The organism is Corynebacterium sp. HMSC064E07 (genome assembly GCF_001815745.1).
GTDB lineage: Bacteria > Actinomycetota > Actinomycetes > Mycobacteriales > Mycobacteriaceae > Corynebacterium > Corynebacterium jeikeium_D.
The window spans coordinates 18,124-40,618 of the sequence record NZ_KV821808.1 but is presented as its reverse complement, the minus strand read 5'-3'; the positions used below and the strand labels follow the sequence as shown (position 1 = coordinate 40,618).

The following is a 22,495-nucleotide window of genomic DNA, read 5'->3' as shown; positions in this document are numbered from 1 at the left end:
GTAACCACCGGATTAGACATGCAGTAACGTATAGCCACCGGGGTAAGCCTTACACGCGCCAGTCTCCAAATAATCAACACCGGCACCAAAATCACCGCGAGTACGCTTTGCACGGTGGGTGTGACCTGCCCCTGCGAAGAATACACCCGGAGCGTCGTTAAGCAGCTGCTGCAAACGTCGTGCATCAGCGCTATTGAGAATGAAGGTGGGGCCGGCAGCGTTTGTCCAGCCAGCCTCGGAAGTAATCGGGTGATGAGCCAGCACAACCGTCGGCTTGTTGGGGTCACGCTGCAATTCCTGCTCTAGTGCATCGAATTGTTCCGAGCTAATTTCGCCGCCGGACTCATCCAACTTCGATGAATCCAGACCGATGACGCGGACCGGCCCCTGCTGAGTGATCCACAGTTCCTGTCGCGGACGCCCCAGGAGAACACCGAAGGGATCGCGATGATCTTCGGTGCCCTCCAAAACCGGAAATTCGTCGTAGCCAGCAGACGAATCGGCATCCGGCTTATGCGGACGATCATGATTGCCGCGGGTGACAAACCACTGCCGCTCCGGAGCACCAAAAGTATTCATAATCTCGGCAAATCGACGTACCTCCGCCGGACGTGCTTCCGACGTGGCATCACCGTTGACGAAAACCTTTTCAATACCCATCCCCCGAAGCTCAGCGAGGGCAGCCGTCAACATGACCTCGGGGTACGGTGCGGCACCGGCTTCAGGGAAAATAGGTGCAGGCAAATTGCCGACAACAATACCGTGCCCGTTTTCGCCGATATGCGTGTCGTTGAGGATGGCAATCGTGGTCAGATACTCCCCTTCCGGAGCGACCAGCGTCGTGAACCGTCCAGTTTGTTCAGGCGTATTGGGGAGGTTTCGGGTAATCAATCCCGGCTCGGCGACCAGCCCATTCGATCGACATTCGAAACGGTACGTGGTTCCAGGCCGCAGCTTATCGACGGTCACAAAGTGGTAGCCAACCTGCGCCTCGTCCTTATGCACCACGGGCAGCTCGCCGCCCTCATCAGCGTCGACTGGCACTAGCGCAACTTCAGTGTCGGCCGGTGCCAGCGGGGCCAGCTTCCCCCACGCTGGATGTGGGCCTGCATACGTCGTCCACGAAAATGTCACCGACGTATCGGTCACGGTCACGACTTCCAGGTCCGTCACCACGAGGCCACTGGTCAAACCTGTTAATGGAAACGGCGCCTGGTTCGGAGCCGCCGATGCAACTGCTCGCGTCCCGACGCTACTGACGGCCACCGCTACGGCACCCGCACTCGCTACTGCTCCCGCTGCTGCTCCCAAGCGCAATACGGATCGCCGATTAATTCTCTTATTCCCATTTACCGAAGTCATGGGTGAAGAAATTACGGGATAAAAACAATCCCGGTGATAACACCGGGATAACTACACATGAATTCGGCGGCCAGCCGTGGTTTTCCGGCTGACCGCTGCAGACTACATGCTAAAAAGAAACGTCGCTTACGCTTCCGGCTTCACAATCGGGAACAGCACGGTTTCGCGAATACCGAGACCGGTCAAGGCCATCAGCAGGCGGTCAATGCCCATGCCCACACCGGTCGTCGGCGGCATGCCCTGTTCCATTGCGTGCAGGAAGTCCTCATCCAAAACCATGGCCTCGTCGTCGCCACCGGCGGCCAAACGTGCCTGGTCCTCGAAGCGCTCACGCTGGACAACCGGGTCAACCAGCTCGGAGTAGCCGGTAGCCAGCTCGAAGCCACGGACGTAAAGATCCCACTTCTCGGTCACACCCGGCTTGGAGCGGTGCTGACGAGTCAGCGGAGAGGTCTCGACCGGGAAGTCGCGGACGAAAATAGGACCGTCGAGCTGATCTTCACAGAGCAGCTCCCAGATTTCCTCGACCAGCTTGCCGTGGCCCCAGCCGCCCTTCTCCGGAACCTCAAGTCCAATCACGTCGGCGATTGCTTTTAGCTCCTCGACGGTCGAGTCGATGGTGACTTCCGGCTGACCAGGGAACTTGCGAGCAAGTGCCTCGTTCAGCGACGGGTACATCTCAATCTGCTTCCACTCGCCGCCGAAGTCGAACTCCGTGCCGTCGGCAAGCGTGACAGTCGTCGAACCGAAGACCGCGACGCAGATTTCCTGAATGACCTCGCGGACGGTGCGGGCGGAGTCATCGTAGGTGCCGAAGGCCTCGTAGTACTCCAGCATCGCGAACTCCGGGCTGTGCGAGGAGTCGATGCCCTCGTTACGGAAGTTACGGTTGATCTCAAAGACTCGCTCCATACCGCCGACGACGCAGCGCTTAAGGAAAAGCTCCGGCGCGATGCGCAGGTAGAGATCGATGTCCAAAGCGTTGGAGTGAGTCACGAATGGACGTGCAGCAGCACCGCCGTGCAGAGTCTGCAGCATCGGGGTTTCGACCTCGAGGAAACCGCGACGTTCAAGGGCGTGGCGCAGCTCGCGGATGACCTTGATGCGAGTCAGTGCGTTAGTACGAGCCTGCTCACGCATAATCAGGTCCGTGTAACGGTGACGCACCCGGCTGTCCTCGGACAGATCAGCGAACGACACCGGCAGCGGACGCAGAGCCTTCGAGGCCATCTGCCACTTGGTAGCCATTACGGACAACTCGCCGCGGCGCGAAGAAATTACGCGGCCAGTAATGAGGACGAAGTCGCCCATATCTACGTCCGACTTCCAAGCAGCCAGGGCGTCCTCGCCGACCTCAGCCTTGGAAAGCATGGCCTGCAGGGTCGTGCCGTCGCCCTCCTGCAGAGCGGCAAAGCAGAGCTTGCCGGTATTACGGATAAACATGACACGACCAATGACGGTCACGACATCCTGAGTCTCCTCGCCGGCCTCGAGGTGGCCCCACTCTTCGCGGACATCCTTGAGAGAGTGAGTACGGGGAACCTCGACCGGGTACGGCTGAATTCCAGCCTCGAGCAGGCGGTCACGCTTCTCGCGGCGAATGCGCAGCTGCTCAGGAACGGTGGCGGTGTTTTCAGGGGTCTTCTTCGCGTCAGTCACGGCTATAAAGGTTAGCCGACTACACCGCCGACCTGCTACTCGCCCGGCTCTTTGCGAAATACGCGGCGGGCTACTCCCCCGCCTGCCGCCAACCCCGACGAATATCCTCCACAATTTGAGGATGAGCGAGTGTCGACGGTTCCAATTGTTGCGGACCGTTATCAGCACCGAACACGGTTGCAGCCCGAGCCACGTCAGGAGTGAGGAATTTCAGCGGCGGGGCGCCGTCGTAAAGCTCGAGCGTAGGAGGCTCAGGCTCGGCCTGCGCGAGTACAAACCCCCAGTCCCCGAAGGTGGGAACATGCACATGGTACGGAGTGGTCGACCAGCCTGCGGCGCGAATCGAGCTATCGGTGCGCCAGAAGGCCTGCGGCGTCGAAAATGGCGAACCCGACTGCACCACCAGCTTCGCGCCCGGCGCGGCCACCGTGCGGATTAACCCGTAAAACTCCTGAGAGTAAAGCTTGGCTAGCACTGCGTTGTCGGGATCGGGAAGATCTGCGTAGATGACGTCGAATTTTTGCGTCTGGGTCTTGCCACGTACCTGATCGTGGAGCCATGCGAAAGCATCCGCAGTAACCTTCTCCACTCGAGGATTGTCCAGGCTACCGCGGTTGTCTTCCCGCAGCACAGTGCGGGCAACCTCGATGACCTCCGGATCCAGCTCAACCTGAACAATGCGCTCGATGTTGGGCATCCGCAGCAGCTCCCGGGCAGCCAGCCCATCTCCCCCGCCGAGAATCAACGCCGACTTCGTGTCTTTATCCACCGCCGGGTAGACCAGCGACTCGGTGTAGCGGTACTCGTCACGACTGGAGTACTGCAGTCCTCCGTCGAGATAAAGCCGCCGGTCCCCGCCAAATCGGGTGACGACAATGTCCTGGTACTTCGAGTGCTTGGCAAAAACAATGGGTTGGGCGTAGAGCGACTGCCGGGCGGTCGCCTCGATGTCCCGGATTCCGGCCAGCAACGCAACCAACCCAACCAGCGCCGCGACGAGGGCGGCGACAGCTGCGACAAGTGCCCGGCGGGACAACATCTGCTTCAGTAGCAGCGCGGCAATTACCAATGCCGCGGTGACGTTGATCAGTCCGGCGATGGCAGTGGCCTTCAGCATTCCCACTGTAGGCAGGAGCACAAACGGCCAGATTAAACCGCCGACCAAGGCTCCGAAGTAGTCCGCGGCGTTGAGATTCGCCAGCACGCGACCGGTGTCCTCTGCGGAGGACGTCCGACCGGTCTGCAGAAGTGTCATGAGTAACGGCACCTCGGCGCCAACCAGCGTTCCGATTATGAAAGTGGCAGCGACCAATGCTCCGAGGCTCTCACCTGTAACCGAAAACACCCAGTACAGGGCGGTTGCGGAAACACCACCGAGCAAACCCAAAGCGCACTCGATACCGAGGAAAGACACCGCGGCACGGCGCACAAACGGTTTCGCCGCGACGGCACCAAAACCCAGTGCTGCGACATAACCGGCCACAATCAGGGAATTCGCAACGACGTCACCGCGGCCAAGAGAAGCCGACAGCGCCAGTAGCGCCAGCTCATAGACCAGGCCGCAGGCAGCGCAGGCCGCCACAGAGCCCAGCAGGAGAGCCCGCCAGCGCCGGGAAGTCGTGGTGGTCTCCATCTATGACAGCGCCACCGCGTTAATCACACCGATAACGATGAAGGTGGTCGCCGCCAACGCCGCTCGGGGGCGTACTTTCGCGTCCATCACGACATCACGGAAGCGCCCCGGAATCAGGGCTTCCAGCACCAGCAGCGATGCTGCCTGCAGCACAATGCCGAGGGCACCGTAGACGAGGGTCTCCCCTAAGCCAATCATCAGGGCGTCGTCGGATGCGCGGATTACCGAAACTACAATGCAGGCCAGCGCAATCTGCTGCGAGCCCGCTATCATCGCGGCGCCCGCACGGTTTTCGAGAAACACCAGGTCGCGCAGTTTCCCAGGGGTAATCAGATCAAGGACAATGAATCCGACTACAAGCACTAGGGCACCCGCAAGGAAGTAACCGATGGTGGCCGGTACTCCGACGGCCAGATGCTCGCCCACTGTTGACTGCGCTGTCTCTGATGTCTCCGACTGCGCCGTGAGGATAGCCGTCCCGGTGGTGGCCATGTACGTTACTGGTCCCATGTTTATTTCGCTCCTCCGAATGATCCGGCCGATCCACCCGAACCGCCAGAGGGGGCGGAGGGACCGAAACCGGGGCCGAGATAGATGAAGTGCCCACCCGAATAGCGGCCACTAAGTGATTCTCTGGTTATCAGGCACGTGTCCTTCGACCCTGCCTCAGGGGTCTGACGCGAAACGATGAACAGGTGCTTCTTCGTCCTCAGGTACGCCGCCCCGCCATCTTCGTTGTAAGCCTGTGGCTTGATCTCTTCTTTCAGCTCACGCCCCACCTCAATGGGGTCGCGGTCGCCACAGGTCCAACGTCGATCAATTCCGCTGCTGACCTGCGTCGCAGATGCTGCGCCGGGCGCGGACTGATAGCGCTCGCTAATCCTCTCTTCCGCAGATTTCCCGCCGACGAAGAAACCGGCCAGCGTGACCATAATGCCGACAACGATCAGTGCGTAACCAATACTTCCGCGTCCCATAGACTCAGGAACCTCCCTTTACGCGGTCTGCCTCAGCCCCATGGTTACCAGCAACGGCAGTCCAAGTATTCGACGTCCACACGAGCTGCCCCGGCGGGTAGCCGTGCCACGTATCCCAGCGATACCCCTGCTCAATCGGCTCAGCAGACAACACAGTCAGCGCGCCGGGAGAACCGGGAAACTCTGCGACGACCGAATGGGGATGCCCCGCTCCGAACTCACGCCGTAAAGCATTTGCGCGCTGAGCGAAGGCTTCTGGCGAGAGGTTCTCCACACGAGCTTTCACCATCACGCCCGCCCCACTCAGGGGCACACCGTGTGTCGCAGTACAGGAAATCTCCTCGGTAAAGCACGGGTTCTTCCGCTTACCGACGAAAACCACATGCGACGCTCCGAGGACACCGAGCGTCAGCGGCGGTGTTTTGCCGTCGGGGTGTGAGATAACCGCCTCGCAGAGGGTGTCCGGGACTTGGCCGTCAAAAGCAACGCGGAGTTGCTCCGCAGCGGTGTCTTTGAACGGCACATCTAGAATTGCCAGCGACATAGCGACCGTCACTAGCGATTGTCCGTGTCCGGATTATGGTCCGGCGCTGCCATAACATCAATCTCACCGGGAAGAATCCTAATACCGGTGGATGCCTCCCACATCGAGTCACCGTAGCGTTCCAGTCCGAGCAAGCGACCGTCACCGGACTTGTAGTCGACGAAGTCCGTAGCCCCCTCGGGCGGCAGCCCAGTGGTGCCAATCGCGGTGTAGCGGGCGGCCCCCCGCTCTTCCTCCCAGTACTCCACACCGTCGACAACGATGGGATTAGCTGGTTCGAAGCTACCTGGAAGCTTGCGCCACCAGGTGAGGATGACTTCACCCTCATCTTCCTCAACGCCGAACCAAGAACCATCTGCCCCACCGTCGACGAGATGTTCCCACCAGCGGAACGGTCCCTGAGAGAGCTCAAGTGATCCGCGCACAACATGGGAGGCACCACCGTAGTTCAGGATTGCGCCCGGTGCGACAGAGGTTGGGCCGTACTTGCGGTACTCATCGGTCATCAGTGGATCGACGAAGCGCTCCCGATCAGACCCCGGAACCTGAGTATTCCGACGCGCTACAACAACGACGATGACTCCGATGACAACGAGGATGATGCCGATTATGACAATGCTGTTCACTAGGATTAATCCCATCGATAGTGTGGTGGCGCTGAGAAAACGCCCGATTACTAACTTTCTACCGAATACAGTCGCGGCGCGTCGTCGAACATTATTTTCGTTCGAGACGCGCCGCGATAGGTCTACGCGCTAATCCGCGCGTTTTTGCTTAGCTCCTTGCCAAGGGCAACCTACACACCAATCTTCTTGCCATCAGTGCGTACAACCTGAACGACTGCCGGGCGTGGCTGCTCCTTGCCACCGTCCGGCCAGTGCGAGGTCGGGTTGGTGGTCGGGTCCGGGTTGTCGCCGACCGGGTGACCCTGATCCGTCTCGATTTCGCCCGGGTGCTGAACGTTGACCATAACGCGGTTGGAGAACACCTGCGGACCACAGGTCTCAGCAGCAACCGGAACAGTCAGGAAGCACTTGGTCTCACCACGACGCTCGCCTTCGACAGCAACGGCGAACAGGCCGTCGTTGGAGTCCAGGGCGTTGCCGTCTGTGGAAACCCACAGGTTGCCGTACTCGTCGAAGGTGACGTTGTCCGGGCAGGAAATTGGCGAGACCGATTCCTTGTCGAAGCCACCGAAGTAGGTGTAAGCCTCGTTCGGGTCACCGCAGACCAGCAGAAGGTTCCACTTGCCCTTGGTACCAGCGTGGTCATCTTCCATCTCCAGAACAAGGCCATTCTTGTTCTCGGTGATTGGTGCAACCTCAGTCGCACCCTCATAGGGGCGCCCTGCGCCATCAGTCTTCTTGGCGGCCTTGTTGTCCTGGGTCTTGCCAGAGCTATCCGGGCTCGCCTTTCCGCGGTACTTGTTGTTGGTCAGCGCCGCGTAGACCTTACCGGTCTTCGGGGACGGCTCGATATCCTCCGGGCGATCCATGCGAGTCGCACCGACCTTGTCACCGGCGATGCGGGTGTAAATGCAGACCTCTTCGGCGGTCATGCCATCAACGTGGGACTCGTGCTTGCCGTCTGCCTTGGCGGTCATCAGCGGAAGCCACTCAATGTCACCGTCGAAACGGCCGTCCTTCGGCAGCTCACCGGAGCCGTCAATCTCGGACTCGGAATTACCGTTGAACTTACCGACGTAGAGCGTGCCCTCGGACAGAATGCCCATGTTGTGCTTGAGGTCGCCTTCCTTAACCTTGCGGGAAGAGACGAACTTGTAGATGTACTCGAAACGCTCGTCGTCGCCGGAGTAGCACACAACCGTGCCGTCGTCGGTGACGTAAATCTGACCGGCTTCATGCTTGAAACGGCCCAGTGCGGTGTGCTTGACCGGGGTGGAGTTCGGGTCAGATGGGTCAATCTCTACCAGCCAGAAGAAGCGGTTCGGCTCATTCGGCTCCTTGGAGACATCGAAGCGGTCGTAGTACTTCTCCCACGCGCGATCGGACAGCTCTTCATTCTTGACCGAGTAGCGCTTGAGCTTCTTAACTGTGTCCTCGTCCTTGAGCTTGCCAACGTTGCCGAAGTACTGGTCGACGTTCTCCTCGCCGGACAGGTAGGTACCCCACGGAGTAACACCACCGGAGCAGTTGTTCAAAGTTCCCTCGACCTTCATACCGCTCGGGTCAGCCTTGGTCTTCAGCAGATCGTGACCAGCAGCCGGGCCGTCAACTGTGAACTCGGTGAAGCCAGTGATGCGACGGTTACGCTTGTCGCTCAGGATCGGCTTCAGGAATCCCTTGTCATCCTCTTCCACAGCAAGGATGGTCTGACCGTGGGCAGCCAGTCCGATGTCGACCTGCTCCTTAGTGGCATCTTCCTTCTTGTAGGCACGGAACATCATCGGCTCGGTGGTGTACTCGTGCGAGCAGACGTACAGCAGTGTGCCGTCTTCAGCCTTAATCAGGCCAGCGAAGTCATTGTTGAAGCCGAACTGCTTCAGCTGGTTTTCCGGAGTCTGCTTGTCAAAGTCGAACTCCGGGCCACCTTCGTGGATTGGGTCGCCCCAGCGAATCAGAACATTCTGCTCGTAGCCGTCCGGGATAACGACTGCGTCTTCCGTGTTCGGCTTAACGGCGTCGAAACGCATACCCTCCGGCGATTCGCCCTTGCTACCGTCACCGGCAGCAGTGGTACCGGAGGCATCGGAGCCACCTGCGGCACTGCCCGAATCATCAGAGGAGCAAGCGGCCAGCACGGCGCCACCGCCGACCGCAAGAGCACTAGCACCAGTGACCTTCAGTGCAGCACGACGGGAGAATGCGCGCTGGGAGAATGCCTGCTTCGCAACATCACCGAAGTACTGGTTGTCAGAGAACTCATTCGGAGCATCGTCAGCACAAGCATTACCACACTTGTAAGTGCAGGTCAGGGAGCTGCGAGAGGTAGCAAAAGGATTTGTCAGCAGATTCTTGCCAATACGAACCACGGGGGAGACCGCCTTTGTATAGCTTCGACTAGATGAGGAAATGGAAAACTAAAACTTTTAGATCCTCTAAGAAGCTAAGGACGCTGCGTTACCTTTCGGTTTCTAAAGATCAACTCGCCAATGAGCTTTAGTTGACGGTCTAATGGCTTACAATTTAACGGCAAGTAAACACCCTGGTGTCGTGGTTTTCCGGCTCGACCTTCTCTCCACCCACGCAGTCGAAACCCAGCTCTGCGGGCTGCGTGGACTAGCCCTAGTTCTCCGGACTGCGCGGATTCTTCAAATCAGACCCCTCCGGAACATCCGCCGGGTCATTGCCACTTTCCAGGATCTTGTTGTCTTCATCGACGAAGATGACATTCGGCTTGTAAGTACGCGCCTCAGCGTCATCCATCATGCCGTAGCCGATGATAATAACCAGGTCACCCGGAGAAATCAGACGAGCGGCGGCACCATTGATAGAAATGATGCCCGAGCCGCGCTCTCCGGTAATGCAGTAAGTGGTAAGACGGTTGCCATTATTAATATCGACAATGTCGACGGCCTCGCCTTCAAGCAGGTCGGCCGCTTCCATCAAATCAGCGTCAATCGTGCACGATCCAACGTAGTGAAGATCAGCCTGAGTCACCGTGGCACGGTGAATCTTGGACTTCAACATAGTGCGAAACATGAAAAAGGTAGGTCCCTTCCTGGATTCGTCCCCTGGATGCTTGCCTACCGCGGCACCCCTTAGCGTGGCAGGTTGTCAGTCGGCACACTATAATACGACAACTTCCCAGCCACGAAAAACTACTTCGAAAAGCCGTCCTACTCGCTGTCCTGCTCAACGCCAAAGCCGGCGTTCTTCAGGTTTTCTTTGCTGGACTCATCTTTCAGGCGGGCATCTCGAGCAGCGCGGACCTTTTCCTGCAGCTCAGCCAACTCAGCGGCCTCTTGCTCAGTCAGCTCGCCGTCCAGCCCCGCAGCCGACAGGGCCGCTGACGCAATTTCGGCGTCCTTCTGCCCGAGCTGACCGAAACCGTTTGCCGAATCCGGGCGCGGCGCACCCAGAATCAAGCCAACATTATCAATGAGACGAGTAGTGCCGACCTTCGCAGCAACCAGTAGGCGAGCTTCAGTCTCCTGGCCGTCGCCGCGCAACACCTCGTCGGAAAGCGGGGCGAGCGCAGCGTCACGCAGCTCCAAGTAATCCAACTCGACCTCAGGCTGGCTGGCGAGCACACCACGCGCGGTTTCCAGCACAGCATCCGCACCACGGTCCGCGACAAAAGCACCGGCAGTCAGCGCAGCGGACAGGGTTACTGCGAGATTGCGCTGCTCCTCGGACAGGTAGCGGTTGCGGGAGCTCATAGCCAGCCCATCGGCCTCGCGGATCACTGGCACACCGTGCAGCTGCACCGGCATATTCAGATCAGTGACCATCTGCTGCATCAGGCACAGCTGCTGGTAGTCCTTCTCACCAAAAACGGCATCAGTGCAGTTGGTAATGTTGAAAAGCTTGTTAACCACTGTCAACGCACCGGCAAAGTGCCCCGGGCGAGTAGCACCTTCGAGCTCAGTAGCCAGCGGCCCCGGCTGCACCGTCGTGCGGAAACCGTTGGGGTACATCTCCTTCGCGTTCGGCGCAAAGACCAGCTCAGCACCGACAGCGCGGAGCTTCTCCACGTCTTCATCCAGAGTCCGCGGGTAGGCATCAAAGTCCTCCCCCTCACCGAACTGCAGCGGATTGACGAAAATCGACACCACCACAACAGCGCGCGGCAGTGTCTTCGCGGCCTGTACTAGTTCAAGGTGCCCCTGGTGTAGCGCACCCATCGTAGGTACGAGCACCACCGGCCGCCCGGTCTTCCGCAACGCACGGGTGACCTGCGTGATTCCCGCAATAGTCCTGTGAACAGTTGTCTCTCCGGCGGTATACCCCGTCATGTTTCCTCCGCGTTCAGATCTACCGGACCAAACTTTTCGTCCGACGGCAATACCTTACGCCACATCCCGGATGACCAGAACAACCAGTCCGCTCAGCTCATCGGCGTAGGTACCGCAAAACCTCGTTGGCACCGCGCAGCTCGGCGATACGCTCGGCAAGAGCCAGGTAGGCGGTTCCCATTTCCGGTGCCACCGCTTCAATTTCACGTTCGTGCTTGACGACGGTCCCAAGGTCGTCCCGCGTCACCGGGCCAGTCAGCCCCCGGGAACCCCACCTCAAGGCATTGTCCAATGAAGCTTCCAGCAGTGGACGGAGCAGCTCGGCGGCCTGGCCTCGACGCAGCTCAGCTAGGTCGGTGTCTTCGGCTGCTGCGTCTCCGCCGATAGTGGTTGCCAGCATTTCTACTGCATCGACCACAACTGCGCCCAGACCGTTTGAGCCGTGGGCCATAGCCGCGTGATAAAGGCCGCGGTGACGTTCGTTGATGAACACCGGACGACCGCCGAGTTCACCAATGAGCAGTTCACTGACTGTTTTCGCGAGCTCATCCCCAACAGTGATACCCCATGGGCAACCGGTCAGGAGCTCGGAGTCGTCGTCAAGCCCTGCGAATGTCATTGCGGGATGGGCGGCGATGGTCAGCGCGCCGGTGAGTGCGACCGGATCGAGCACGGCACGCCCGAGGGAACCAGAAGTATGCATGACGATGCGTCCGGGGCCGACATGGCGGGCGACTTCCTCGGCGACCTCTGCGATGGCGCGATCCGGCACGGCGATAACGATGAGCTCGCAGGTGGAAGCTGTGTCGGCAATGCTACTAACCTGTGCGTTCGGGAGACGTAGATGCGCTCGTGTGACAGATTCTGGTGAGCGCGCGACCACGTGAGTGACACGATGCCCACAGTGCTCTAACGCCTGGCCGAGCGCGACCCCGACTTTTCCGGCAGAAATAATCCCCACCGCCAACCGCGGAGCGGTTGTCCGATGGGGATGGGAATCATGCTGGCTTTGCGTCATGACTGACTAGGTTAGACCAAACCAGCTATGTGCAGTGAGTAGGCCGCGCATACTCGGTAAGCGACTAGGCCTCTTCGTCCTCGCGCTGCTCCCTCTTCTTGCGCATCTGCGCCATCAGCTCGGCAACCGTCAGGCTGCCCTTGTTGTCCTCAGCACGGCGCCGACCGTGGCTTGCAGGCTCCTGCTCAGGAGCCTGAGCCGGTTTCTGAGCTGGCTCTTCTGCGAGGTCCTCATCGCGAATGGCCTGCAGCTGGCGAGTCGGAGAGTCCGAGGCATCGTCCGATTCCGGCGCAGCGAATGGGTGCCGTGCACCGTGTGCCTCGTGAGCACCGCCCTGAGAATCATCCTCTGCGGCGTCCTCGGCCGGGGTTTCCTGCCAGTTGATGGCGCGGAAAGAGTTAGTGGAGAACTTCTCCTTGGAAACGGCTTCGTCATCCTTGGAATCGGCGACTTCGTGGACGTCAACCGGCTGGCCAGACGGCGAGAATGTACGGCGCATGTCGGTAGCCTCGGCGTCTTCAACCGGCGAAGCGGAGGAAGCGGAGCCCGTGCCGCCGTGCTGGGTATGAACGCCAACAGTGCCGTTAGCGGTCATCTCAGCGCGGTGGGAAGTCGCGCGTGGTGTCGGCCGGTCGTGACCGGTCGGATCCTTCATCGGCGAGGCCTGCTGTGGCGAGTCGAGCTCACGCAGACGCTCGGCCTGGGCGCGAAGAGCAACCTGCTCGTCGTCGAAATCCTCCCCCATGAACTCAGCAAGCTGGGCACGCAGTGCAAAGACCTCAGCGCGCAGCGCCGCAATGTTGTCATCGTTGTTACCCTCAAGCGAGTCCAGGTAGTTCTGCTCGAGAATCAGCTCCTGCTCACGGTGAGTAGCCAGCTCGCGGTCAAGCTCCACCTTGTGCAGTTCCTCGATTGTCTCCAACCGCTTGCGCTCCAGCGCAATGGTCTTGCGGTATCGAGTCACCAGCACAGCCCCGATAACTGCCGACCACAACGCCAGCAGCACGGCAACCTTCATCCACCCGGCAGAGGAGGCAAAGAGCATGACGATACTGGCAATCACCGCGAGCATCAGCAGCACAACCATGAGAATGACGGCGGTTTTCTCCGTCATACCATCGGTAGAACTGAATTTCGTCACATCATTGCTCTGCTCATCTGCATATGCCGCATCAGCCCCGGAGTTAGCCCCAGCGGAGTAGCTTTCGAAAGCCGAAGAAGGCGACGGAGACGGAGACTCGGCCATATCCGACGAAGTAGCTGCCGCGTCGCCCTGAAAATATGCGGCATCACCCGAGCGCTTCGGGTCATTACCGGCGTTGGAGAGGTCAGTCATAACTCCCACCCTACCGAGTTAGTTCCCATTTCCCCGCTAGGAGGCGAAGAATTTTCGCCATCAGTTGGCAATTGGCAAACTTTTTCCAGCCACAGCCCCGCCGCAGCGAGCAAAATGCCGGATACTGTGCCGACAATCATGATCGGCCCGTCGGCCTGTGCAGCCGCAAGCTCCGTCCACTTCGGCAAAGCCCACAGCACGCCACCGGCGTACAAACCTCCGAGAATCGCCCCCAACCATGCGGATGCCGTACCGACCACCAGCCATCGCGACAACGTTAACGGCTGCACCTGGCTGCGATCCTGCCCGACCTTCCCCTCTTTCAGCACCGACTTAATCCACCGCGCTGCCGCCACACAGACAGCTGTGAGCAACCAGGGAAACCCCAGGTCCCACCAACTTCGTGGCCCGAGCGCACCGAAAAACTGTGCCACGATCATCCATGACGCCAGTGCGAGAACCAGCGCAGATGCAGCCAACGTAATCGGTGAGGTCGGTTTCATCTCTAGGCCTCTTCTCCATCCGCGCTGTCTGCTAGACGCACTGCGTTTACGTCTTCAGGTGCCAGCTTATCGACGAGTGCCGCGACCCGAACTCCCCCCAATTCGGCATCCGGGTCGGCATCGAGCCACGGCACCAGTACAAAGGCACGCTCGGTTGCCCACGGATGCGGCAGGGTCAGAGTCGAATCGTCAGAGATGATCTCCTCGCCGGTGTCCTTGTCGATGACCTGCACAATGTCCACGTCGAGCGCCCGTGGTCCCCAGTGAATTTCGCGCACTCGACCAGCGTCATTTTCCAGTTTCCAACCAGCTTCCAGCAGCTCCATTGGTGTCCGGGACGTATCGACAATGAGCACGGCATTGAGGAAGTCACCCTGCTCTACCCCACCCCAAGGTGGGGTGGCATAAATTTTTGAGGCTGCGACCAATTCATCGGCGAAGAAGGCCTGCACACCAGTTAGGTTTTCTCGCGCGCGGTCCATGTTCGCGCCGATAGAAAGAACGGCGCGAATCATGCCAACCGCTTCTTCCGCGAACGGCGGGCTGTTACCGCAGCGTCATCAAAGTCGAGCGGAATGGGCGCATGCGGTTTGTGAATGGTTACTTCCACCGCATGTAACAGTGGGGACAATCCGCGTTCGGCGCGGCCATCGTCGTCGGCAAGCACTGCTTCGGCAATCTCGGTCGCGACGGTTTCGATGAGGTTGCGCGGAGTGCCGGTCAAAATTCCGTGCGCTGTGGCTGCGATGTCGGCGTAGTTGACGGTGTCGTCCAGCTCGTCGCTGGCAGCGGCACCGGAGAAATCCAACCACAGGGTGACATCACAGATGAAGTCCTGGCCATCGCGGCGCTCGAAGTCGAGACAGCCGTGGTAGCCGCGGGCTTTCAGACCTTTGAGTTCAATGCGATCAGCCACTGTTTCTACTCGTCTCCTTCCAGAGCCGCCTCGGCTGGCGATTCAGCAGGAGACTCATCGTGCTGTGCAGCGCGGTTAGAGCCACCTTCCGGATAGTCGCCGGCCGCGGTGTAACCGGTCAGTGAGCGGCCAAGGTTCCATGCCTGCGCCACCCGCACTGCGTCGAGGTTGTCGGCCACATTGTGAACTCGAACCGCCCATGCGCCCGCCGCTGCGGACAGCGCGGAAATTGCGGTAGTCGCAGCATCAGCCTGCTTTGGCGCGCGAGCCTCACTGCCGACGGCGGCGGCGAAACGCTTGCGGGAGGCACCGACCAATACGGGGAAACCGAGGTCAATAAGCTCCGGCAGGCCGTGGAGGAGCGCCCAATTGTCATCGGCGTTTTTGGCAAAGCCCAGGCCTGGATCCAGGACAATATTTTCCTCGACGATGCCGGCGCCCATGGCACCGTCGACAAGCTGAAGCAGGTGCTCACGGACATCGGCGACAATGCCGTCCGGGTGAGTTTCGGCGCGTCCAGAAGCGGAGCCGAAGCGATCGGTCTTCCAGTGCATCAGGCAGATGGGCACATCGGCATCGGCGCAGACTGCGTACATGTTGGGGTCTGCGAGACCGCCGGAGACATCGTTGATGAACACCGCGCCCTCGGCGATTGCTGCCTCTGCGACACTTGCGCGCATAGTATCGACGCTGATCAGGTGCCCGTCTGCCGCGAGCTCACGGACCACCGGCACGACTCGGGCAATTTCCTCATCCTCGGAAACGCGGTGTGCGCCGGGGCGAGTGGACTCGCCACCGATGTCGAGAATATGTGCGCCTTCAGCGAGCAGCTCGTGCGCATGGGCAATCGCCGCGTCGAAGGTCTTGTACAGGCCGCCATCGGAAAAGCTGTCCTCGGTGACGTTGACAATGCCCATCACTTTGCAGAGCTGATTCTCGATACCCATCTCCGCCGGCTGTCCTGCCTGCGCTTGCAAGGGGGATTCAGTCACCTTGTTGTCCAGCCTTTCCAATCGACCATTTAACTGTTGCGTTAGCTCTTGCGGATGAGCGCCATTGCCTCTGCGCGCGAACGGGCATCCGTCTTGAAGCCACCGCGGACGGCTGAGGTCACCGTGCGCGCACCCGGTTTGCGGATACCGCGCATGGCCATGCAGAGATGCTCCGCTTCAATGACGACGATCGCCGAGGCCGGATCCAGCCGCTCCACCAAGGCATCCGCAACCTGACTGGTCAGACGTTCCTGCACCTGCGGGCGCTTCGCATAGCCATCGACCAGACGAGCGAGCTTGGACAAGCCCGTCACACGACCGTCCTTGCCCGGGATGTAACCAATGTGGGCAACGCCGAAGAACGGCACCAAATGGTGCTCACAGGTCGAGTAAATCGGGATGTCCTTCACCAAAACGAGTTCCTGGTGATCCTCGTTGAAGGTCTTCGCCAGCACCTCAGACGGATCTTCAAACAGGCCCGCGAAAACCTCACGGTAGGCTCGCGCCACTCGCGCCGGTGTCTCCTTCAGGCCTTCCCTGTCGGGATCCTCACCGACGGCAATCAACAGTTCACGAACCGCAGCCTCGGCCCGCCCCTGATCGAATTCGCGCTCCATGATGTGTACTTATCGCTCCTCGTTGGTGTCCGGCTTGTCCTGCCAGGCGCTGTTGTCTTCGTTTCGCTTGACGACGCCGTCCTTATCCGAATCGTGCATCTGTGCCCCCTTGTCATCGGAATTGTCGGCGTTCTTCGGGTTTTCCGGACGTTCTGTGTGTTCCGGCTGCTCGTTATCCGGCAGGCGGAATCCGCGCAGCTCCTGCTGTTGTCCTGCCGACGGCATCACCGTAGTCGGGGTGGCATCGCTGCCAGAGTTGTCCTGGCGGTGACGTCCGCCCTGCCTGTCCCACGGCATCTTCGGAGGGGCAGGGATATTCGCGGGGCCGTTGCCACCGTTACTACCCGTACCGGTTGCCTTCGAGCCGAAGTCCGGCGCACCTGCCGGGTAGTTAGCAGTGCCCGGGTGCTGGCCACGCGCGTTGCCCTGGCCTTCCTGCGAACCCGGCTGGTTCTGCCCATCAGGGCGAGGAGTCGGCGCAGGCGCCGGTGCCGGTGCGGGAGCCGAACTGTGCGTGCTGCCGGTATCCTTCGGCGGCCAACCTGGAGCGGTCCAACCAGCCGGCGGTGGGGTGCCACCGTAAACCGGAACATTCGGTCGGTCCTGCTGGGCGCCCGGCAAACCCGGGACACTAGCATTACCGGCACCAGCGGAGCCTGCCGGCCCCTGACCATTGCCGTTGTTGCCCGCGTCCTGGTTCTCCGGTTCGCGGCGGCGCACCGGCGCGAAGATGTTGACACGCTTCGGCGGTTCCTCGCCGCGCTCGATTGCCAACTCCACCGGTGTCTTCACCGGCTCGCGGCCATCGGCCGGGTGCTTAGTGTCGCTATCGAAGAAGTTCAGGCGCTCACGGGGAACGACATCGGTGAAGATAACTTCCAGATCCGGACGACGCAGAGTCTCCTTCTCCAGCAGTTTCTCAGCCAGAACATCGAGAGTGTCGCGGTTTTCCTTCAAGATGGCGTAGGCCTCGTCATGAGCCTTATTGATCAGCAAACGAACCTGCTGATCAATGGTTGCTGCCACCTCCGGAGAGTAGTCCAAAGAGCCGCTGCCACCGCGGCCGACGAACGGGTCGCCCTGCTCCTCCCCGTACTTCACCGGGCCGAGCTCCGGCGACATGCCGTACTCGGTCACCATGGCGCGAGCAATCTTGGTGGCCTGCTCGATATCGGCAGAAGCACCGGTAGTCGGCAATCCGAACACCAGCTCCTCGGCAGCGCGACCACCCATGGCGAAGACCAGACGGGCAAAGAGCTCTGGCAGGTTATACATGCCCTTGTCGTCCTCGGGGACGGTCAGCGCATGTCCACCAGTGCGACCGCGAGCCAAGATGGTGACCTTGTAAACACGCTCAATGTCCTTCAGCGCCCACGCAGCCAGGGTGTGGCCACCCTCGTGGTAGGCGGTGACCTTCTTCTCCTGCTCGGAAATCACCTTGGAGGTACGGCGCGGACCGCCGATAACTCGGTCGACTGCCTCTTCCAACGCATCCGCAGTAATGATGTTGCCGTTGACGCGAGCAGTCAGCAGCGCAGCTTCATTCAGCACGTTCTGCAGATCAGCACCGCTCATACCGGCGGTGCGCTTCGCCAGCGACGTCAGATCCGCATCCGGCCCAAGCGGCTTGTTCCGGGCGTGGACCTTCAGAATTGCCTCGCGGCCCTTCAGGTCTGGTGCGCCCACCGGAATCTGTCGGTCAAAACGGCCCGGACGCAGCAGCGCCGGGTCGAGAATATCCGGACGGTTGGTCGCAGCCATGATGATCACACCCTGACGATCACCAAAACCATCCATCTCCACCAGCAGCTGGTTCAGGGTTTGCTCACGCTCATCATGGCCGCCGCCCATACCGGCACCACGCTGGCGACCGACGGCGTCAATCTCGTCGATGAAGATAATGCACGGGCTGTTTTCCTTGGCCTGATTAAACAGGTCACGGACACGAGAGGCACCGACACCGACGAACATTTCAACGAAGTCCGAACCCGAGATGGTGTAGAAAGGCACTCCTGCCTCACCAGCGACGGCGCGGGCCAGCAAGGTCTTACCGGTACCGGGAGGACCGTAGAGCAGAACACCACGCGGAATCTTCGCGCCGAGCTCTTCGTAGCGAGCTGGGTGCTGCAGGAAATCCCTAATCTCGTCGAGCTCCTGGACGGCCTCATCGGCACCAGCAACATCCTCGAACGTATTGGTCGGGGTCTCCTTGTTCAGCAGCTTGGCGCGGTTGCCACCAAAGCCGAACATGCCGTTCTTGCCGCCTTGCATGCGGCTGAAGAAGTACATGATGACGAAGAAGAAGATCACCATCGGCAGCAGGAAGCCCAAGGTGGACATCAGGAAGGAATCCTGCGTGACCTTGGTATCGAACTTCTCCATACCCTTGGCGGCGGTGACCTTGTCAAAGACTTGGTCGGTCGCACGCGCTGGGTACTTGGTCATCACCTTCGTGACGTCCTCAGTACCTTCGACCTCCACGCCCTTCTTCAGGGTGAGGCGAATTCGCTGTTCACGATCGTCAATCTGAGCTTCCGTGACATTGCCCTTATCCAACTGGGTCAGGGCAACGGACGTATCCACCTCGCGGTATTCCCGGGAATCATCCGCCAGCTGAGTAATAGCAAAGAGGATAATCAGGATGATGCCGGCAACGGTGGCAAACCGGAACACCTTTTTCTTGTCCATACAGTGGGTTCGCTTTTCGCTCTCTACATCTATTAGTTGCTTTTATTAATTGTACGCATCAACGAGTTCTTCTCGAAGACACATCAATGACACAACGTGGGGCCAGGGCTCATGGCACCTGACCCCACAGTAGGCATAACGCATCGCAACCGAAAAAAGTTTCCAACTCCTACTTTTCACAGCTAGAAGACAGCTAGAACTGCGGGAGGGTAAGCGCGCAATGCCCGTCGTCAAGCATCGGCACTGTGCAATAAGCGCCGAAGACAGACCTAGCCCTGGTAAACGCGCGGGTGAAGCGTGCCGACGTACGGCAAATCGCGGTAGCGCTCGGCGTAATCCAGGCCGTAACCGATGACGAACTCGTTCGGAATGTCGAAGCCAACATCCGCAACATCCAGGCTGGTGCGCACAGCCTCTGGCTTACGCAACAGCGTAATGACCTCCAGGGAGCGCGGATTACGGTTGCGCAGGTTCTTCATCAACCAGGACAGGGTCAGGCCGGAGTCAATGATGTCCTCGACAATCACGACATCGCGTCCCTCAATATCGCGATCCAGGTCCTTCAAAATACGCACCACGCCTGACGACGAGGTGGAGTTTCCGTAACTGGAAACCGCCATGAACTCCATCTGGCTGGGAATGCTGAGCTGACGAGCAAAGTCAGTCAGGAAGAACACCGCACCCTTGAGCACTGCGACCAGAATCAGATCGCTGTCGGCATCCTTGTACTTCTCATTCACACGATGCGCCATCTCGGCAATGCGAGCATGCAGCTCCTCTTCGCCAATGAGAACTGCCTCTACCTCATCGCCGTAGGGGTTTGCGGGGACGTTGAAATCCTTCACATCATGCATCGCATTTCCTTTCCGCACTTCTATGGCGGCGTGTCGATGGAGCGTAACTGCCCCAGTGCAAGTTCAGGGTTATGGCAACCGATTGTTCTCAGCCGCCGGAAGTTGGATTGCGGCACCCTTCTTAAGGCACCGCGGGACGATTCATTACCAATTGTAGAGTGCCATCTTTTCGCTCAACGACCAACCTGGCATTTCTGTCAGCACCATCGCGACCGCGGGTCACCGGCACTTCGCCCTGGCCGTGATAGCGGTGCACGAGCGCCATCACCATGTCGATCTGTTTACTGCTGGGCTCCGCACCCGCCTGCCGCAACCAACGTGCGAGGACACGCACCGCGATGGCGTCGTCAAGCTCAGCCACCCCTCGCACAGACAGGCTCCCGCTTGCCGACGCCTCTTCCTCCCCCAGCAGCGCATGCAGAGCCGAATCGGCGTGAGCGTCCAAAAAGTCATTGTCGACTGCTGCAATCGCCGCAGTCTTAGCGAGATTTTCCGCAACTCCCGGACCCAGCTCCTGCTCCAGCAGCGGCAAAATCGTCTTTCGAACCCGGACGCGGGCGTAATGGTCGTCATGGTTGTGCGGGTCGTGCCACACCTTCAAGCCCAGCTCTTCGCAGCAGAGCTGAGTATCTGAGCGTCGCACACCGAGCAGCGGGCGCAGAATCCGAGTCCCGTCAGACCACGTGAGGTTGTCGCGGATGGCGGACAGCGCTTGCGGACCGCCTCCCCTGGCCAGCCGCAGCAAAACTGTTTCCGCCTGGTCGTCCAAGGTGTGGGCGAGCATCAGCGCCGCACCTCGAGATTGGGCGACCTCCCGTAGCACTGCGTGTCGTGCCAAACGCGCCTCATATTCGGGACCACGGTCGGAATTGTTGTTGATATCGACCGCGATAACCTCGGCCGTAGCCCCCATCCCCCGAGCAATGTGGGCGGCGCGCTCGGCAACTTTTGCAGAGCCCTGCTGAAGCTGATGATTAACTACGACGGCGTGGACTTTGCGGCCGGCCAGCGCACCCTTGGGCCCGAGAGCTTCCGCACAGGCCCCGGCGGTCAGGGCCAGCGAATCCGCACCACCGGAAAGCCCAATGACGACACCGCTGCCCAATTCCTGCCCCACCTGCTGCACTATCGCGCGGACAGCTTGCCGAATGATGAGGAAATGAGGGCTGCGGTCCGGCCAAAAAGGTCTAGCCAACGCGCCCACCACTTGCGATGGTTTCCATCGCGGTAAGCAGAATTCGCTCCTGGGTCGGGCGCGCAATCAGTTGCACCGGCAACCCAGAGGTCGGTTCCACAACGATGCCAGCCGGGAATCCCAGGTAATTCCACGTCGAGACGTAGGGAGTGAAACGCAGATTGGACAGCAGGTTCACAATCCAGGGCATGCGATGCCACGCGCGGATTCGCGGTGGGTTCTTGGCCAGAGCCGGGGTAATCAAGATGGTGTCACCCGGTAGCTCACGCTCGATGCGAGCGCCATCGCGTGCCACTTGGCGGCCATTGATTGTGAAACGCAGCAAGCGACCAATGCCGGCGTGGACTCGATTGCGCCACTCCAGGTGATCAGGGCGCGGCTCGTCGCGAAGCTGATCCGCCACCCCCGCAGTCCAGCGCGCGAGCATCGGCAGTGGGTTCAGCGGGTACGGCATGTTCTTTTCCGAGACGGCAAAGCCCTTGTCCGCGAATACTCTCGCCGCCTGTTGCGCCGCATCGACGTACTCCGGTGCAGCCTTCAAACCGAATACGGGCGCAGTGGTGTCCACGCTGACGGCGAAGTTTTTAGGCAGGGTCTTCGCCGGATTCTCCGCATCCACCATGCCATTTGTGAGGATCTTGGTGATCAGGCGCAAGTCATCGTTATTGACTGTGAGCACCCCTTGGACAGACATTCCGTACCAGTCATTGCCGCCCACGCGCCCCGGCATTGTTCCCGGGGTCGCCTTCAGGGTCGAAAGCCCACAGCACGCTGCAGGGATACGAAGTGACCCCATGCCGTCGTTGCCCTGCGCAAACGGAACCATCCCAGCGGCGACAGCTGCTGCGGATCCACCGGAGGACCCACCCGGAGTGTGCCCCGGCAGAATCGGATTGTCGACGGCCAGCCCCGGCAGCGTCGTCGTCCCCCACGTACAGAACTGCGGATTCACCGTAGTTCCCACTGCGATTGCACCGGCGCTAGTCAACTGCTGGACAAACGGGTTCTCTAGAGCGGTGTTTTCCTTCAGCGCGAATGGCACACCTGCGAGCGGCAACTCCGAGAGGTTCTCGCTGTGCTCGAGTTCCCGCGCAGCCTGCAGAGCCCTATCCACCCACACTTCACGGAAGGCATGAATCCCTCCATCCAGTCTGGCGATAGCGTCGAGACTGCGCTGCACGCTGTCCACCGGGCTTAGCTTTCCCTCGCGAACCAGTGCGGCAATCTCGTGAACGGTTGGCAAGTTCCTAATCGCGGAAGTGTGAGAGGCCATTGCGGATTCA

20 protein-coding genes and 1 pseudogene are annotated in these 22,495 nt (G+C 60.0%); all 21 read right to left on the bottom strand.

The window, feature by feature from the left end; genetic code table 11:
- Positions 1–12: 12 nt before the first annotated feature.
- On the bottom strand, positions 13–1,191 hold the full coding sequence (locus tag HMPREF3053_RS02770; protein WP_168166688.1) for a metallophosphoesterase family protein: 1,179 nt from the start codon (positions 1,189–1,191) through the stop codon (positions 13–15).
- A gap of 297 nt (positions 1,192–1,488) precedes the next feature.
- Positions 1,489–3,021: a lysine--tRNA ligase gene (lysS, locus tag HMPREF3053_RS02765; RefSeq protein ID WP_038626637.1), complete on the bottom strand. Its 1,533-nt coding sequence runs from the start codon at positions 3,019–3,021 to the stop codon at positions 1,489–1,491.
- 70 nt (positions 3,022–3,091) lie between these two features.
- The gene (locus HMPREF3053_RS02760) at positions 3,092–4,654 is read right to left on the bottom strand and encodes a polyamine aminopropyltransferase (RefSeq protein WP_070601085.1); all 1,563 of its coding nucleotides are present in this window, start codon (positions 4,652–4,654) and stop codon (positions 3,092–3,094) included.
- Positions 4,655–5,164 (bottom strand): DUF350 domain-containing protein, encoded by a 510-nt coding sequence (locus HMPREF3053_RS02755; protein ID WP_083308211.1) that lies wholly within the window; start codon positions 5,162–5,164, stop codon positions 4,655–4,657. It abuts the gene before it with no gap.
- 2 nt (positions 5,165–5,166) lie between these two features.
- Entirely contained in the window at positions 5,167–5,631 is a 465-nt protein-coding gene (locus HMPREF3053_RS02750; protein ID WP_049181136.1) for a DUF4247 domain-containing protein, read from the bottom strand.
- 4 nt (positions 5,632–5,635) lie between these two features.
- Positions 5,636–6,175, bottom strand: a complete 540-nt coding sequence (locus tag HMPREF3053_RS02745; protein WP_141758934.1) for a DUF2617 family protein — start codon at positions 6,173–6,175, stop codon at positions 5,636–5,638.
- A gap of 11 nt (positions 6,176–6,186) precedes the next feature.
- Positions 6,187–6,801: a DUF4178 domain-containing protein gene (locus tag HMPREF3053_RS02740; RefSeq protein ID WP_168163875.1), complete on the bottom strand. Its 615-nt coding sequence runs from the start codon at positions 6,799–6,801 to the stop codon at positions 6,187–6,189.
- Positions 6,802–6,971: 170 nt separating this feature from the next.
- A complete protein-coding gene (locus HMPREF3053_RS02735; protein WP_070601078.1) occupies positions 6,972–9,167 on the bottom strand; it encodes a PhoX family protein in 2,196 nt (731 codons plus the stop codon).
- Between the two features lie 253 nt (positions 9,168–9,420).
- Complete coding sequence (panD, locus tag HMPREF3053_RS02730) at positions 9,421–9,837, bottom strand: aspartate 1-decarboxylase (protein WP_070601076.1); 417 nt, start codon at positions 9,835–9,837, stop codon at positions 9,421–9,423.
- A 314-nt stretch (positions 9,838–10,151) separates the two neighbouring features.
- Positions 10,152–11,093: pseudogene (panC, locus tag HMPREF3053_RS02725) on the bottom strand (pantoate--beta-alanine ligase); the annotation flags it as partial.
- Positions 11,094–11,190: 97 nt separating this feature from the next.
- Positions 11,191–12,111: a Rossmann-like and DUF2520 domain-containing protein gene (locus tag HMPREF3053_RS02720; protein ID WP_070429763.1), complete on the bottom strand. Its 921-nt coding sequence runs from the start codon at positions 12,109–12,111 to the stop codon at positions 11,191–11,193.
- A 64-nt stretch (positions 12,112–12,175) separates the two neighbouring features.
- Entirely contained in the window at positions 12,176–13,447 is a 1,272-nt protein-coding gene (locus tag HMPREF3053_RS02715; RefSeq protein WP_070429764.1) for a DUF6779 domain-containing protein, read from the bottom strand.
- Positions 13,444–13,950, bottom strand: a complete 507-nt coding sequence (locus HMPREF3053_RS02710) for a DUF3180 domain-containing protein (protein WP_049190665.1) — start codon at positions 13,948–13,950, stop codon at positions 13,444–13,446. Before HMPREF3053_RS02710 ends, HMPREF3053_RS02715 begins: the two co-directional genes overlap by 4 nt.
- Before the next feature lie 2 nt (positions 13,951–13,952).
- Positions 13,953–14,465, bottom strand: coding sequence for a 2-amino-4-hydroxy-6-hydroxymethyldihydropteridine diphosphokinase (gene folK, locus HMPREF3053_RS02705; RefSeq protein ID WP_070429765.1), 513 nt, complete (start codon positions 14,463–14,465; stop codon positions 13,953–13,955).
- Positions 14,462–14,866 (bottom strand): dihydroneopterin aldolase, encoded by a 405-nt coding sequence (folB, locus tag HMPREF3053_RS02700; RefSeq protein WP_016421486.1) that lies wholly within the window; start codon positions 14,864–14,866, stop codon positions 14,462–14,464. The genes folK and folB overlap by 4 nt, the downstream gene beginning before the upstream one ends.
- A gap of 5 nt (positions 14,867–14,871) precedes the next feature.
- On the bottom strand, positions 14,872–15,813 hold the full coding sequence (gene folP / locus HMPREF3053_RS02695) for a dihydropteroate synthase (RefSeq protein ID WP_016421487.1): 942 nt from the start codon (positions 15,811–15,813) through the stop codon (positions 14,872–14,874).
- 86 nt (positions 15,814–15,899) lie between these two features.
- Positions 15,900–16,475: a GTP cyclohydrolase I FolE gene (folE, locus tag HMPREF3053_RS02690; protein WP_016421488.1), complete on the bottom strand. Its 576-nt coding sequence runs from the start codon at positions 16,473–16,475 to the stop codon at positions 15,900–15,902.
- Positions 16,476–16,484: 9 nt separating this feature from the next.
- Positions 16,485–19,163 carry an ATP-dependent zinc metalloprotease FtsH gene (ftsH, locus tag HMPREF3053_RS02685; protein WP_048731751.1) on the bottom strand — a complete coding sequence of 893 codons (2,679 nt, stop codon included), beginning with the start codon at positions 19,161–19,163 and terminating at the stop codon, positions 16,485–16,487.
- 269 nt (positions 19,164–19,432) lie between these two features.
- Positions 19,433–20,017, bottom strand: a complete 585-nt coding sequence (gene hpt, locus HMPREF3053_RS02680) for a hypoxanthine phosphoribosyltransferase (RefSeq protein WP_005510094.1) — start codon at positions 20,015–20,017, stop codon at positions 19,433–19,435.
- A gap of 121 nt (positions 20,018–20,138) precedes the next feature.
- Positions 20,139–21,212, bottom strand: a complete 1,074-nt coding sequence (gene tilS / locus HMPREF3053_RS02675; RefSeq protein ID WP_224783774.1) for a tRNA lysidine(34) synthetase TilS — start codon at positions 21,210–21,212, stop codon at positions 20,139–20,141.
- Positions 21,205–22,485, bottom strand: a complete 1,281-nt coding sequence (locus HMPREF3053_RS02670) for an amidase family protein (protein ID WP_070767239.1) — start codon at positions 22,483–22,485, stop codon at positions 21,205–21,207. The genes tilS and HMPREF3053_RS02670 overlap by 8 nt, the downstream gene beginning before the upstream one ends.
- Between the last annotated feature and the right edge of the window lie 10 nt (positions 22,486–22,495).

What these genes read in the sequence shown, in the direction of transcription:
- HMPREF3053_RS02760 (WP_070601085.1), bottom strand. Translation starts at nt 4,654, where the DNA reads ATGGAGACCACCACGACTTCCCGGCGCTGGCGGGCTCTCCTGCTGGGC.
- HMPREF3053_RS02755 (WP_083308211.1), bottom strand. Translation starts at nt 5,164, where the DNA reads ATGGGACCAGTAACGTACATGGCCACCACCGGGACGGCTATCCTCACG.
- HMPREF3053_RS02750 (WP_049181136.1), bottom strand. Translation starts at nt 5,631, where the DNA reads ATGGGACGCGGAAGTATTGGTTACGCACTGATCGTTGTCGGCATTATG.
- HMPREF3053_RS02745 (WP_141758934.1), bottom strand. Translation starts at nt 6,175, where the DNA reads ATGTCGCTGGCAATTCTAGATGTGCCGTTCAAAGACACCGCTGCGGAG.
- panD (WP_070601076.1), bottom strand. Translation starts at nt 9,837, where the DNA reads ATGTTTCGCACTATGTTGAAGTCCAAGATTCACCGTGCCACGGTGACT.
- HMPREF3053_RS02720 (WP_070429763.1), bottom strand. Translation starts at nt 12,111, where the DNA reads ATGACGCAAAGCCAGCATGATTCCCATCCCCATCGGACAACCGCTCCG.
- HMPREF3053_RS02715 (WP_070429764.1), bottom strand. Translation starts at nt 13,447, where the DNA reads ATGACTGACCTCTCCAACGCCGGTAATGACCCGAAGCGCTCGGGTGAT.
- HMPREF3053_RS02710 (WP_049190665.1), bottom strand. Translation starts at nt 13,950, where the DNA reads ATGAAACCGACCTCACCGATTACGTTGGCTGCATCTGCGCTGGTTCTC.
- folK (WP_070429765.1), bottom strand. Translation starts at nt 14,465, where the DNA reads ATGATTCGCGCCGTTCTTTCTATCGGCGCGAACATGGACCGCGCGCGA.
- folP (WP_016421487.1), bottom strand. Translation starts at nt 15,813, where the DNA reads ATGGGTATCGAGAATCAGCTCTGCAAAGTGATGGGCATTGTCAACGTC.
- folE (WP_016421488.1), bottom strand. Translation starts at nt 16,475, where the DNA reads ATGGAGCGCGAATTCGATCAGGGGCGGGCCGAGGCTGCGGTTCGTGAA.
- ftsH (WP_048731751.1), bottom strand. Translation starts at nt 19,163, where the DNA reads ATGGACAAGAAAAAGGTGTTCCGGTTTGCCACCGTTGCCGGCATCATC.
- hpt (WP_005510094.1), bottom strand. Translation starts at nt 20,017, where the DNA reads ATGCATGATGTGAAGGATTTCAACGTCCCCGCAAACCCCTACGGCGAT.
- HMPREF3053_RS02670 (WP_070767239.1), bottom strand. Translation starts at nt 22,485, where the DNA reads ATGGCCTCTCACACTTCCGCGATTAGGAACTTGCCAACCGTTCACGAG.